The 11,932-nt window shown below is 61.5% G+C and carries 19 protein-coding genes; 15 read left to right on the top strand and 4 right to left on the bottom strand.

Annotated features, from left to right (window positions below):
• The first annotated feature begins 199 nt into the window (after nt 1–199).
• Genes rpsJ through rpsQ form a run of 11 tightly spaced genes read left to right on the top strand, consistent with a single transcriptional unit; the run spans nt 200 to nt 5,437 of the window.
• Nucleotides 200–508, top strand: coding sequence for a 30S ribosomal protein S10 (gene rpsJ, locus GcLGCM259_RS10745; RefSeq protein WP_013349689.1), 309 nt, complete (start codon nt 200–202; stop codon nt 506–508).
• A 19-nt stretch (nt 509–527) separates the two neighbouring features.
• Entirely contained in the window at nt 528–1,178 is a 651-nt protein-coding gene (gene rplC, locus GcLGCM259_RS10740) for a 50S ribosomal protein L3 (RefSeq protein WP_054820630.1), read from the top strand.
• 4 nt (nt 1,179–1,182) lie between these two features.
• On the top strand, nt 1,183–1,785 hold the full coding sequence (gene rplD, locus GcLGCM259_RS10735; protein WP_138177187.1) for a 50S ribosomal protein L4: 603 nt from the start codon (nt 1,183–1,185) through the stop codon (nt 1,783–1,785).
• Nucleotides 1,782–2,084, top strand: coding sequence for a 50S ribosomal protein L23 (rplW, locus tag GcLGCM259_RS10730; RefSeq protein WP_054820631.1), 303 nt, complete (start codon nt 1,782–1,784; stop codon nt 2,082–2,084). The genes rplD and rplW overlap by 4 nt, the downstream gene beginning before the upstream one ends.
• Nucleotides 2,085–2,116: 32 nt before the next feature.
• Nucleotides 2,117–2,956, top strand: coding sequence for a 50S ribosomal protein L2 (gene rplB, locus GcLGCM259_RS10725; protein WP_138177190.1), 840 nt, complete (start codon nt 2,117–2,119; stop codon nt 2,954–2,956).
• 12 nt (nt 2,957–2,968) lie between these two features.
• Nucleotides 2,969–3,250, top strand: a complete 282-nt coding sequence (rpsS, locus tag GcLGCM259_RS10720) for a 30S ribosomal protein S19 (protein ID WP_054820632.1) — start codon at nt 2,969–2,971, stop codon at nt 3,248–3,250.
• Between the two features lie 59 nt (nt 3,251–3,309).
• Nucleotides 3,310–3,675, top strand: coding sequence for a 50S ribosomal protein L22 (gene rplV, locus GcLGCM259_RS10715; RefSeq protein WP_138177193.1), 366 nt, complete (start codon nt 3,310–3,312; stop codon nt 3,673–3,675).
• A complete protein-coding gene (gene rpsC, locus GcLGCM259_RS10710) occupies nt 3,676–4,461 on the top strand; it encodes a 30S ribosomal protein S3 (protein WP_054820634.1) in 786 nt (261 codons plus the stop codon). It begins immediately after the preceding gene.
• Nucleotides 4,462–4,878 (top strand): 50S ribosomal protein L16, encoded by a 417-nt coding sequence (gene rplP / locus GcLGCM259_RS10705; RefSeq protein ID WP_054820635.1) that lies wholly within the window; start codon nt 4,462–4,464, stop codon nt 4,876–4,878.
• Between the two features lie 2 nt (nt 4,879–4,880).
• Complete coding sequence (rpmC, locus tag GcLGCM259_RS10700; protein ID WP_054820636.1) at nt 4,881–5,150, top strand: 50S ribosomal protein L29; 270 nt, start codon at nt 4,881–4,883, stop codon at nt 5,148–5,150.
• Nucleotides 5,150–5,437, top strand: a complete 288-nt coding sequence (rpsQ, locus tag GcLGCM259_RS10695) for a 30S ribosomal protein S17 (protein WP_054820637.1) — start codon at nt 5,150–5,152, stop codon at nt 5,435–5,437. The genes rpmC and rpsQ overlap by 1 nt, the downstream gene beginning before the upstream one ends.
• 304 nt (nt 5,438–5,741) lie before the next feature.
• Here the strand turns inward: rpsQ and GcLGCM259_RS10690 are convergent, their stop codons facing one another.
• The 4 genes from GcLGCM259_RS10690 to GcLGCM259_RS10675 all read right to left on the bottom strand — a co-directional run bounded on the left by GcLGCM259_RS10690 (nt 5,742) and on the right by GcLGCM259_RS10675 (nt 9,589).
• Entirely contained in the window at nt 5,742–6,719 is a 978-nt protein-coding gene (locus GcLGCM259_RS10690; RefSeq protein WP_138926601.1) for an arsenic resistance protein, read from the bottom strand.
• Between the two features lie 296 nt (nt 6,720–7,015).
• Nucleotides 7,016–7,864, bottom strand: coding sequence for a hypothetical protein (locus GcLGCM259_RS10685; RefSeq protein WP_138926600.1), 849 nt, complete (start codon nt 7,862–7,864; stop codon nt 7,016–7,018).
• Between the two features lie 2 nt (nt 7,865–7,866).
• A complete protein-coding gene (locus tag GcLGCM259_RS10680) occupies nt 7,867–8,421 on the bottom strand; it encodes an RNA polymerase sigma factor (RefSeq protein WP_138926599.1) in 555 nt (184 codons plus the stop codon).
• A 367-nt stretch (nt 8,422–8,788) separates the two neighbouring features.
• Nucleotides 8,789–9,589, bottom strand: coding sequence for an AraC family transcriptional regulator (locus tag GcLGCM259_RS10675; protein WP_175419400.1), 801 nt, complete (start codon nt 9,587–9,589; stop codon nt 8,789–8,791).
• Between the two features lie 87 nt (nt 9,590–9,676).
• On the opposite strand from GcLGCM259_RS10675, the gene GcLGCM259_RS10670 reads away from it, so the two are divergent.
• From GcLGCM259_RS10670 to rplE, 4 genes are all read left to right on the top strand, one after another.
• Nucleotides 9,677–10,192, top strand: coding sequence for a VOC family protein (locus GcLGCM259_RS10670; protein WP_217496529.1), 516 nt, complete (start codon nt 9,677–9,679; stop codon nt 10,190–10,192).
• A 418-nt stretch (nt 10,193–10,610) separates the two neighbouring features.
• The gene (gene rplN / locus GcLGCM259_RS10665) at nt 10,611–10,979 is read left to right on the top strand and encodes a 50S ribosomal protein L14 (protein WP_054820641.1); all 369 of its coding nucleotides are present in this window, start codon (nt 10,611–10,613) and stop codon (nt 10,977–10,979) included.
• 2 nt (nt 10,980–10,981) lie between these two features.
• The gene (gene rplX / locus GcLGCM259_RS10660) at nt 10,982–11,326 is read left to right on the top strand and encodes a 50S ribosomal protein L24 (protein WP_138177210.1); all 345 of its coding nucleotides are present in this window, start codon (nt 10,982–10,984) and stop codon (nt 11,324–11,326) included.
• Entirely contained in the window at nt 11,326–11,895 is a 570-nt protein-coding gene (gene rplE, locus GcLGCM259_RS10655; RefSeq protein ID WP_054820642.1) for a 50S ribosomal protein L5, read from the top strand. Before rplX ends, rplE begins: the two co-directional genes overlap by 1 nt.
• Nucleotides 11,896–11,932 lie beyond the last annotated feature (37 nt).

Genomic DNA, 11,932 nt, shown 5'->3' with positions numbered 1-11,932 from the left:
CCCGCACTTCGCGTGAGCGTCGAGGGTAGAGTTGTGACCAAAAACTTCACGACACGCCCGACCGCGGGGGTCGGAGCCTCCTGCGGGTGAGGAACCCGGATCTGATCCGGATTCAGTCGCAGTGCAAGGCGTGCCGGTCCGCGAGGGCCCGTAGGGCACAGTAACTGTAGAGAGTGCTATCAGAAAGAGGCGTGACGCCATGGCGGGACAGAAGATCCGCATCCGGCTGAAGTCGTATGACCACGAGGTCATTGACGTTTCGGCCCGGAAAATCGTTGAGACGGTAACGCGCGCAGGCGCAACCGTGGTCGGCCCAGTGCCGCTGCCAACGGAGAAGAACGTGTACTGCGTTATCCGTTCGCCCCACAAGTACAAGGACAGCCGTGAGCACTTCGAAATGCGCACGCACAAGCGTCTGATCGACATCGTCGATCCGACCCCGAAGGCCGTTGACTCGCTGATGCGTCTCGACCTGCCGGCGGATGTCAACATCGAAATCAAGCTCTAGGGGAGGTGCTGAGAGAACTATGACCGCAACCCGTAATGTCAAGGGCCTGCTGGGCACGAAGCTCGGCATGACCCAGGTTTGGGACGAAAACAACAACCTGATCCCGGTCACCGTGGTGCAGGCTGACAGCAACGTTGTCACCCAGCTGCGCAACGCCGAGCGTGACGGTTACGCCGCAGTTCAGATCGGCTACGGCCAGATCGATCCGCGCAAGGTGACCAAGCCGCTGGCTGGCCACTTCGAGGCCGCCGGTGTGACCCCGCGTCGCCACCTGGTAGAACTCCGCACCGCCGATGCAGCCGAATACGCTGCAGGCCAGGAACTGTCCGTCGAGCTGTTCGAGGCCGGCCAGAAGGTCGACGTCGTGGGCACCTCGAAGGGTAAGGGCTTTGCCGGCGTCATGAAGCGCCACAACTTCGCTGGTGTTGGTGCTTCGCACGGTCAGCACAAGAACCACCGCAAGCCAGGTTCCATCGGCGGCGCGTCCACTCCCGGTCGCGTTTTCCGTGGACAGAAGATGGCCGGTCGCATGGGTGCCGAGCGTGTCACCACGCAGAACCTGACCATCCACGCCATCGACGCTGAGAAGAACCTCCTGTTGATCAAGGGTGCCGTTCCAGGCGCTCGCGGCCGCGTCGTACTCGTACGCACCGCTGTGAAGGGAGCATAAGTAAATGTCTAAGGCACTTAACGTAGACCTGCCTGCAGAGATCTTCGATGTGCAGACCAACGTGCCGCTGCTGCACCAGGTAGTTGTTGCACAGCTGGCCGCCGCACGTCAGGGCACCCACAAGGTCAAGACCCGCGCCGAAGTTGCCGGTGCCGGCCGCAAGCCGTTCAAGCAGAAGGGGACCGGCCGCGCCCGTCAGGGCTCGATCCGCGAACCGCAGATGACCGGCGGTGGCATCGTCCACGGTCCGACCCCGCGTGACTACTCGCAGCGCACCCCCAAGAAGATGAAGGCTGCTGCCCTGCGCGGCGCCCTGTCTGATCGCGCTCGCTACGATCGCGTCCACGTGATCGAGAACCTGGTGGCCGGCGATCAGCCGTCGACCAAGGAAGCTCTGGCAACCCTGCGTTCGCTGACCGAGCGCAAGAATGTCCTGCTCGTGATCGAACGCGCCAACGATGTGGCCGCACTGTCGGTTCGCAACCTGGTTGAGGTCCACGCCCTGTACGTGGATCAGCTGAACACCTACGATGTTCTGGTTTCGGACGACGTGGTCTTCACCAAGGCTGCATTCGATGCCCTGGTTCAGAAGGAGGAAGCCAAGTGAGCGTCTTCTCAAAGGCTCCGCACGACGTGGTCATCGCACCGGTCGTCTCGGAAAAGAGCTACGGTCTGATCGATGAAGGTAAGTACACCTTCATGGTCGACCCGCGTTCGAACAAGTCGGAAATCAAGAACGCCGTTGAAGCCATCTTCAACGTGAAGGTTGATTCCGTAAACACCATCAATCGGCCGGGTAAGCGCAAGCGCACCCGCTTCGGGTGGGGTACGCGCAAGGACACCAAGCGCGCCATCATCACCCTGAAGGAAGGCTCGATTGACATCTTCGGCGGTCCGCTTTCCTAAGCGGAGACCACTTTAACGAGGAATAAGAATAAATGGGAATTCGTAAGTACAAGCCGACTACCCCGGGCCTGCGCGGCTCGTCGGTAGCCGACTTCGCAGAAATCACCCGATCGACTCCGGAAAAGTCGCTGGTCCGCCCGCTGTCCAAGACTGGCGGCCGCAACAACTCCGGTAAGATCACCACCCGTCACAAGGGTGGCGGACACAAGCGCGCCTACCGCCTGATCGACTTCCGTCGCCAGGACAAGGACGGCGTGCCGGCAAAGGTCGCTCACATCGAGTACGACCCGAACCGTACCGCCCGTATTGCCCTGCTGCACTACGTGGACGGCACCAAGCGCTACATCATCGCCCCGAACCACCTGAGCCAGGGCGACATCGTGGAAGCTGGTCCGAACGCGGACATCAAGCCGGGCAACAACCTGCCGCTGCGCAACATCCCGGTGGGTTCCGTGATCCACGCCGTGGAACTGCGCCCCGGTGGCGGTGCCAAGATGGCCCGCTCCGCAGGTGCCTCCATCCAGCTGGTGGCCCGCGAGGGCAAGTTCGCCCAGCTGCGCCTGCCTTCGGGTGAAATCCGCAACGTCGATGTGCGCTGCCGCGCCACCATCGGCGAAGTGGGCAACGCCGAGCAGATCAACATCAACTGGGGCAAGGCCGGCCGTATGCGCTGGAAGGGCGTCCGCCCGACCGTGCGTGGTGTGGCCATGAACCCGATCGATCACCCGCACGGTGGTGGTGAAGGTAAGACCTCCGGTGGTCGTCACCCGGTCAACCCCAATGGTAAGCGTGAAGGACGCACCCGTCGTCCGAACAAGGACAGCGACAAGCTTATTGTGCGTCGCCGTCGTACCGGCAAGAACAAGCGATAGGAGCCTGGAGACATGCCACGCAGCCTGAAGAAAGGCCCCTTCGTCGATCAGCACCTGTACCTGAAGGTCGTTGCTGAGAACGAAAAGGGCACCAAGAACGTCATCAAGACGTGGTCCCGCCGTTCGATGATCATCCCGGACATGCTGGGACACACCATCGCCGTGCACGACGGACGCAAGCACATCCCGGTGTTTGTCACCGAATCGATGGTTGGGCACAAGCTCGGTGAGTTTGCCTCGACCCGCACGTTCCGTGGCCACGTGAAGGACGACAAGAAGGGCAAGCGCCGCTAGGCCCCGGAAGGGATCTAGTGTCGCTTAGCACTTCTTCGATAGACGAGAGAAGGAAAGCAATGGAAGCCAAGGCAATTGCGCGTCATCTCCGCGTAACGCCTATGAAGGCCCGGCGCGTCGTCAACCTTGTTCGTGGTCTGCAGACCAACGAGGCACTGGCAATTCTGAAGTTTGCCCCGCAGGCAGCTTCGGAGCCCGTGTACAAGGTTGTCGCATCGGCAGTGGCTAACGCCCGTGTCGCCGCGGACCGCGCAGGTGAAGCATTCAATGAGGACGAGCTGATTATCAGCGAGGCGTTTGTAGACGAAGGTCCGACCATGAAGCGGTTCCAGCCGCGTGCTCAGGGTCGTGCCTTCCAGATCAAGAAGCGCACCAGCCACATCACCGTGGTTGTTTCAACCCCGGAGAAGGGTGGGGAAAAGTAAATGGGACAGAAGGTAAACCCGAACGGTTTCCGTCTCGGCATCACCACTGACCACGTTTCGCACTGGTTCGCCGATTCCAACAAGCCAGGCCAGCGTTACAAGGATTTTGTCAAGGAAGACGTCAAGATCCGCGAACTGCTGTCCACCGGCATGGACCGCGCAGGCATCGCCCGCGTTGAGATCGAGCGCACCCGTGACCGCGTGCGTGTGGACATCCACACCGCCCGCCCGGGCATCGTCATCGGCCGCCGCGGCGCCGAAGCCGATCGCATCCGCGGTGAGCTGGAGAAGCTGACCGGCAAGCAGGTGCAGCTGAACATCCTCGAGGTCAAGAACCCCGACATCGAAGCCCAGCTGGTTGCCCAGGGCATCGCCGAGCAGCTTGCTTCGCGCGTGGCGTTCCGCCGCGCGATGAAGAAGGCCATGCAGTCGGCAATGCGTGCAGGTGCCAAGGGCATCCGCGTGCAGTGCTCGGGCCGCCTGGGTGGCGCCGAAATGTCGCGCAAGGAGTTCTACCGCGAAGGTCGTGTGCCGCTGCACACCCTGCGCGCGAACATCGACTTCGGCAAGTTCGAAGCCAAGACCACCTTCGGCCGCATCGGCGTGAAGGTCTGGATCTACAAGGGTGACGTAACCGCCAAGGAACTGGCTGCACAGCAGGCCGCTGCCGCTCCGGCACGTGGCCGTGGCGGTGACCGCCCGAACCGTGGTGGCGACCGTCGTCGTCGCAACGACCGCAACAAGGCTGCCGCACAGGCTCCTGCTGCGGAAGGAGGAGAGGCTTAAATGCTTATCCCACGTCGTGTGAAGTACCGCAAGCAGCACCACCCGAACCGCTCGGGTGCTGCCAAGGGCGGAACCACCGTATCGTTCGGTGAATACGGCATCCAGGCTCTGACCCCGGCCTACGTGACCAACCGTCAGATTGAAGCCGCCCGTATCGCCATGACCCGCCACATCAAGCGTGGCGGTAAGGTCTGGATCAACATTTACCCGGACCGTCCGCTGACCAAGAAGCCTGCCGAAACCCGCATGGGTTCCGGTAAGGGTTCGCCGGAATGGTGGGTCGCAAACGTCAAGCCGGGACGCGTTCTGTTTGAACTGTCCGGCGTCAGTGAAGAGGTAGCTCGCGAGGCCCTGCGCCTGGCAATCCACAAGCTGCCGTTGAAGGCACGCATCGTGCGTCGTGAGGGTGGTGAATAGGAATGGCTATTGGTTCAAAGGACCTGACCATTGAGGCTTTGGATGGCTACGACAATGCTCGTCTGAACGAGGAATTGAAGAAGGCCAAGGCCGAGCTGTTCAACCTCCGTTTCCAGTCGGCTACCGGTCAGTTGGAAACTCACGGCAACCTGAAGGCTGTCAAGCGCGATATCGCTCGCATTTACACTGTGCTGCGCGAACGTGAGCTCGGCATTCGCCAGGAAGTCGTTGTCCCGGTTGAAGAAACCAAGAAGGGCAAGGAAGCCAAGTAATGAGCGAGAAGGAGAACGGTGTGGCTGACGCAACCGAGCGTAACTACCGCAAGACCCTCCGTGGTTACGTGGTTTCCGACAAGATGCAGAAGACCATCGTCGTTGACGTTGAGGACCGTGTGAAGCACGCCCTCTACGGCAAGGTGATGCGCCGCAACAAGAACGTCAAGGCTCATGACGAGAACAACGAAGCCGGCATCGGCGACTTGGTTGTTATCGCTGAGACCCGCCCGCTGTCGGCTGACAAGCGCTGGCGCCTGGTGGAAATCGTCGAGAAGGCCAAGTAAGCCCTCCCGGTGATTCCACGGTTGACGTGAATTGCTGAGAACGCCCCGCAGTACTCCCTCAGGAGAACTGCGGGGCGTTTTCGCATTCCCGGACCGGGGTTCTAACCTCGGATCGGTAGGGCGCGGCTACGGGCAGGTCAAAGAAGGAGGCCTCTTTTGGCCCGAATTCCGTGTCAGCAACCGACACGTTCAGTTATCTGCCACGAAATCTTTGTCCGCCCTTGCCTCTCACGCCGGCGGTTGGACGTCTGCGAAACCACGAGGGATCTCATTGTGCATTCCATCCAGAGACGGCTGGCGAAAGCTAAACGACCTGCCGGCCTTCCTCGGGCGTAAGCATCGGAACGAGCCGCACAAGCACCACCATTGCGACCAACTCGACCAGGGTTTGCGTCACTACCGCTAGCGGGGCGATCCCCAGCGGGGCCGGTAGCGCGAGCGCCAAGGGAAGCACCACCAGGGAGTTGCGGGTGGCGGCCGAGAACATCACGGCACGCGTGGACGGCACATCGAGCCCGGTGGTCTTGCCCGCCAGCCGGCCGATGGCAAGAGCGGCAACCACGAAGACAACATATAGAGGAACTACGCGGGCAAGCGAGCCGATCTGCGACCCCACGGCCGCGATCTGTGATCCGAGAACCACGCAGAGCGTGGCCATCATTAGCGGCACCATCGCGCCCGCCATGACTTCTTCGACGGCTCTTCCCACTTGATGGCGTCGGGAAACGCTTTGCACGGCGGCCGCGGCGGTGAGCGGTAGCACGATCAGCAAGAAGAAGGCCTTGGCAAATGGCCCAATCTCAATGACCGACAGCACTTCTGCGCCAACGAACAAGAAAAGGTAAACGGGCAGCAACAGGATTTGGGCGAGCATCAGCAGGGGTGCCGCCGCAAGCAAACGTGAGCGCGCGCCACCAGCTAGACCCGTAAACACGATGACGTAGTCAATGCACGGGGTAAGCAACACGAGCAACACTCCGAGCAGCAGCGCTTTATCATCAGCCACGAAACGTGAGAGGGCCCAGGCGATAGCGGGCACGAACACGAAATTCGCGACCAGGACCGTACCCAAGAACCGGAAATCTCCAAACGAACGTGCGACCTCGACCAAAGGCACCCCGAGGAAGGTTGCGAACAATAGGAGCATCAGAATCGGCTCGATCCCAAGCTCTAACGCCGGGCCCAGCTGCGGTGCACTTAGCCCCAGGACCGCTCCTACGCCGATGGCCAACAGATAGAGCGGAACCTGCTGCCTATTCCACCATTCAACGATCCGCTTCATTCCTCAATCCTCCAGCATCGACGCGGCAGACCTAAATGACCGTCAACCGTGTCCCACAGGCACGAGATTTGCTGGGACTCAATTCCTGAAATAACCCATGCCCGCCGATAACCAGATGCCGGGCAGCCGCGTTGCCGGGCGGCCGCCCGGCAAAGGTATTTCCAAGGCACATCATCACACCCAGTATGAGCTTGGATATCCAGTACCTCAGACCCCGGCAGGCGTGATGACTGTGACGAACTACCGAACGGCAGTGCACAGGGTACAAGGTCGCAACCACGCATATCGCTGCGGTGCTAAGCCGGATTCCTGGGGGAGGCGTCCCGGATGACGGTATCGTCCTCCAGGGTTATCGTGTAGGACAGCGCAGGTGCCGGCCCGCCATTACCCTCCAAACGGGTGCCAAAGGCTTTTCCTGGCCACCATGCGGCGTATCGGCCGTCCTGAACCGTAGCTTCTACCACTTGGCCGTCCGGAGTAGTGATGGACACGGCTTTCACGTCCTCACCGACGTTCCCATGGGTCAGGGCAACGTCGGGCCGTTCTGGGAACCCGAAAGCGTTGCGGCCACGGAACTCGGCAATGTTCCCTTCAGTGAATTCCCCGCCGACGGGAAGGAAACCCTGGTCTCCGCCTGCCCGGCTGGAATCAATGGTGTCGGCTTGTGGTGCACCGACTGGCAGGTGAGCAAGGCACATACCAGCCATATGCTCGGAAGAAGCGGTATACAGCAGGACCACCCATTCACCGCGTCGTTCGGCGAGGTCTAACTGGGCAGATGCCAGATCCAGGCGACCCCGGCATGCGGAATCGGCCACGGCACGGTCGGCGGCGCTGATGGTTCCGGGGTCGGCAGTCCACGATGCGTAGGCCGCATCATTGGCCCCCGGCCCGGGAAAAAGTACCACCGTTGCGGTGACGGCGGCCGCCACGGCCACCGCAACGGGTGTCGCTATCCGACGTACCGGATGGGAGCGGAGCGCGTGGGACCGGTGATCGTTAACTCGCTCATCATCGGGATCACTCGCGAGGATTTGTTGCAGCCCTGCGTTGGCTTTGGTTCGTTCGGACTCGTTCAGACTGCCGCTGGGGGCCGCATCCAGGAGGCGACAAGCTTCCATTTGTGCATTCTTGTTCTTGTTCATGTCTATGACTCCATCATGAGGAATTCGGCAAAGGAGTTAGGGGATGCAGAAGCATCGAGCATGCGGCGCAGAGACTTGCGCGCACGATGAAGCCGAAGGCGGTAGGCGGCCGATGAAATCCCCAGAACCTGTCCGGCCTTGGACGAGGGAAGCTCTTCCCAGATTGCAAGGGCCAACACTTCTTGGTCGAGGGGCCGCAACTGGCGCCAAGCTGAGACCAAATCGACGTGTTCATTGACTAACTCGGTTGCTGCATCGGTAAAAGCTGAAGCGTGGGCAGCGATCCTGACAACCAGCGCTCCTTGACGTTTTTCCCCGCGCACGTTGTTCAACATGCAGTTCCGCGCGACTGCGAACATCCAGGCTCGGGCGTCCTCGTGTTCGGTTGGAAGGTCATCCCAGCGGCGCCAAGTAACGAGGAAGGCTTCGTGGACGATATCCTCGGCGTGCTCGGGACCAGCCCGGCGTTGCACGAAGCGGAGTACGTCGGTGTACACCAGCTCGTATAGCCCGGAGAACCGTGTCTCCCGCTCCTGCCTTGTTTTTGAGGTGCTCATACCTATACATGTCCGCACGTCGCCATTTGTTACCCGAAGTAGGGCGCTATTCCAGTGAAGTTGGTCCATGTCCAAGAACGGACCGATGGATTGATTCGGAAGGCCGCTTGAAACACGGACAACGAGTAACCCCGCTTGCCAATATAGCGGGGGAGAACTGCGGTCCGGGAGCCACCCCCTTCCAGAATCTTCCGTGCACCGGCTGGTTCAATTAGGTACTGCCGTCCGGCCCAGGAAGCCCCGCGAACCACTGAGCAACGGGGGCAGGCAAGCTTCATAACCACGCGTTCACCGGCTTCAGCGCGACAGCAACGTCCTGGACGCCACCGGTCTACCGAGGCGAGGGCGGAACAACGCGCTAGGTGAATTACGACGAGGAAGCAGCGGCCTGGCGTTGATAACTTCCAGGGGTAAGGCCAATGAACCGGCGGAAGTCCGTGGCGAAGTGGGCCTGATCCGTATAGCTCAGTTCGGCGGCCAACCGGGCCAGGGACAACCCGGGCTCCCCCCGCAACCGCATCGCCGCCTCCTGCACACGGTAGCGACGAATAACCTGCAAAGGCGGGACACCGAGATGGGCGGCGCTCAGGCGCTGCAGGCTGCGTACGCCCACATCCAGGGCATCGGCCAGGTCTGACACCTGGGTCATCGAACGGTTGGTGGCAACCAACCGCAGCATGCGATTGGTCAGCAGCCCGGTGTCGCTGGGTTTCGGCAGCTTTGCGAGCCATCGGGCGAGCACTTCGATGGCTTCGAAAGCGTCAGACGCTGGAACGGCGTGAGCCATCAGGGCTTCAACCCGGCCCTGCAGTGCGGGCTGTGGGAAGGGGAGTTCCCGACCCGCCAGCGCGGCAGGGTTCACACCCAGCTGTTCGGCGGCCGCCGGCTGCAGCAGTGCGGCCAGCACCCAGCCCCTGCCTTCCAGGTCCCGATGCGAGGTGCCGGTGCTGGGCCCACTCAGCAAGACGGAGCCGGGCTGCACGACCAGGTTCAGCGTCGGGAAGGTCAGCAGTTGTTGGCGACGTACCTGGTTTGGGGCCAAGTCCCACCGCGCCAGCCAGAACCACTGGACCGTCTCGGCCAAGGACGGCGGAGGGTCGTGGCGTTCGAAGTGGGGCAGCGACGCAGGGTAGAGCACGCCCCGCTCGTCTCCGGCTTCCCCTGCCATGTGAACCTCCACGTGCTTCTCGGGCCGTCCCGGCGAATGTCGCATATTTGCAAGAATCCTACGACGGCCGGGCCCTAACCTGAATGCATGAGCACAGAAAACACCCCGATGCGCGGGGTCACTGGAGCGCACACCACCAACGGGACGCCCCACGGGGCGACCAGCCTGACCCCCTTCCTGGCCATCGAAAACGCCCGGGAGGCCGTTGAGTTCTACCGTGAGATCTTTGGCGCCCGGTTGGTGGACGTCACTGAGATGGGCGGCGTGCTGGTCCACGCCGACCTGGACTTCGGCCAAGGCCACCTGCAGCTGGGCGTTCCCAGCCCCCAGTTCGGTCTGGTGCCACCGCCAGCGGGGGAGGAGGCCTGCTATTCGCTGGGCTTGTACTGCCCGAATGTGGATGAGGTGCTCGAGCGCGCCCTCGCCGCGGGGGCGGTGCTGCGTGAACCGCCCACCACGTTCGTCTCGGGGGACCGCTATGCCTCCATCCGTGACCCGTTCGGGGTGCGTTGGTCGGTGATGAGCCGGGTCGAGGACCTCACCGAGGAGGAAAGCAACCGTCGGGTGGCACAGTGGGCGCAGGAACAGGCGGGCACCGAGTAACCCGGTTGAATATGCCGCGATTATTCGAGCCAGCGCACCGGTCGCGCAGCACTGCTTCCGGTGCGTTTCTGCGTGCTCACATCCATGCCTTGACGTCCCTCCCGCAGTGGCCGGTACTGTGACGAATCACGCGTTGCCGGCCCCTACCACACCATTTCGGAACAGCGCGAATCTGGGATAGGATAGATACTTGTGCGCATTGTGTCCGAGGACTATCCACCTTCGGCACGCTGCAGCGGTGTGGGAACATGTTTCCGCCCGCAGCACGACCCCGGTATTTTACGCCTCGGCCCTGCCGCCATTTGGGATCAGCATTCGGTGCGCCCTCGCCGGTGGGGGTAAGCGATCGTATCGGGGAGACCATTATCCGTTCCGCAAGGCTCGTTCACGAGAACCAGCGAGACGACAGGAGTAATAAGTGATTCAGCAGGAGTCGCGACTCAAGGTTGCCGATAACACCGGTGCCAAGGAAATCCTTGCCATTCGTGTTCTCGGCGGCTCGAAGCGTCGCTACGCAAGCATCGGCGACACCATCGTCGCTACCGTCAAGGACGCAATTCCTGGCGGCAACGTGAAGAAGGGTGACGTCGTCAAGGCCGTCATCGTTCGCACCAAGAAGGAAATCCGTCGCGTTGACGGTTCCTACATCAAGTTCGACGAGAACGCTGCGGTGATCTTGAAGAACGAGGGTGAGCCTCGCGGTACCCGTATTTTCGGCCCAGTGGGTCGTGAGCTTCGCGACAAGAAGTTCATGAAGATCGTTTCCCTGGCTCCGGAGGTGCTGTAACCATGGGTGCAAAGATCAAGAAGGGCGACCTGGTTCAGGTCATCAGCGGCGGCGACCGCGGCAAGCAGGGCAAGGTCCTGAAGGTCTTCCCGGCCGCCCAGCGCGTCCTGGTGGAAGGCGTTAACCGCGTCACCAAGCACACCAAGGCCGGTCAGACCGAATCCGGTTCGACCACCGGCGGTATCGAGGTTGTCGAGGCCCCCATGCACGTTTCGAACGTTGCCGTGGTGGATCCTGAAACCAAGAAGCCGACCCGCGTTGGTTTCCGCGAGGAAACCGTAGAGAAGAACGGTGTGAGCAAGACTGTGCGCATCCGTTACGCCAAGGCTTCCGGAAAGGATCTGTAATGACTGAAGCAGCCACCAAGATCCAGCCACGTCTGAAGGCAAAGTACACCGCCGACATCCGTCCGGCGCTGCAGGAGCAGTTCAACTACTCCAACCCCATGCAGGTTCCGACCCTGACCAAGGTCGTCGTGAACATGGGTGTGGGCGAAGCCGCCAAGGACTCGAAGATCATCGAAGGCGCCGTACGCGACCTGACGGCCATCACCGGTCAGAAGCCAGTGATCACCCGTGCTCGCAAGTCCATCGCTCAGTTCAAGCTGCGCGAAGGCATGCCGATCGGTACCCACGCCACCCTGCGCAACGACCGCATGTGGGAATTCGTTGACCGCCTGATCACCCTGGCGCTGCCGCGTATCCGCGACTTCCGCGGACTGAGCGACCGCCAGTTCGACGGCAACGGAAACTACACCTTCGGCCTGACCGAGCAGTCGATGTTCCACGAAGTTGATCAGGACAAGATCGACCGCGTTCGTGGTATGGACATCACCGTGGTGACCACCGCCAAGAATGACGACGAAGGCCGCGCCTTGCTCAAGGCACTGGGCTTCCCGTTCAAGACCGAAAACTAAACTCACTACGTTACAGGTCCGATACAAAGGAAACCGT

The sequence above is a fragment of the Glutamicibacter creatinolyticus genome (assembly GCF_006094275.1).
In the GTDB taxonomy this organism is placed as follows: domain Bacteria; phylum Actinomycetota; class Actinomycetes; order Actinomycetales; family Micrococcaceae; genus Glutamicibacter; species Glutamicibacter creatinolyticus.
This window is presented reverse-complemented; position numbering and strand designations above follow the sequence as displayed.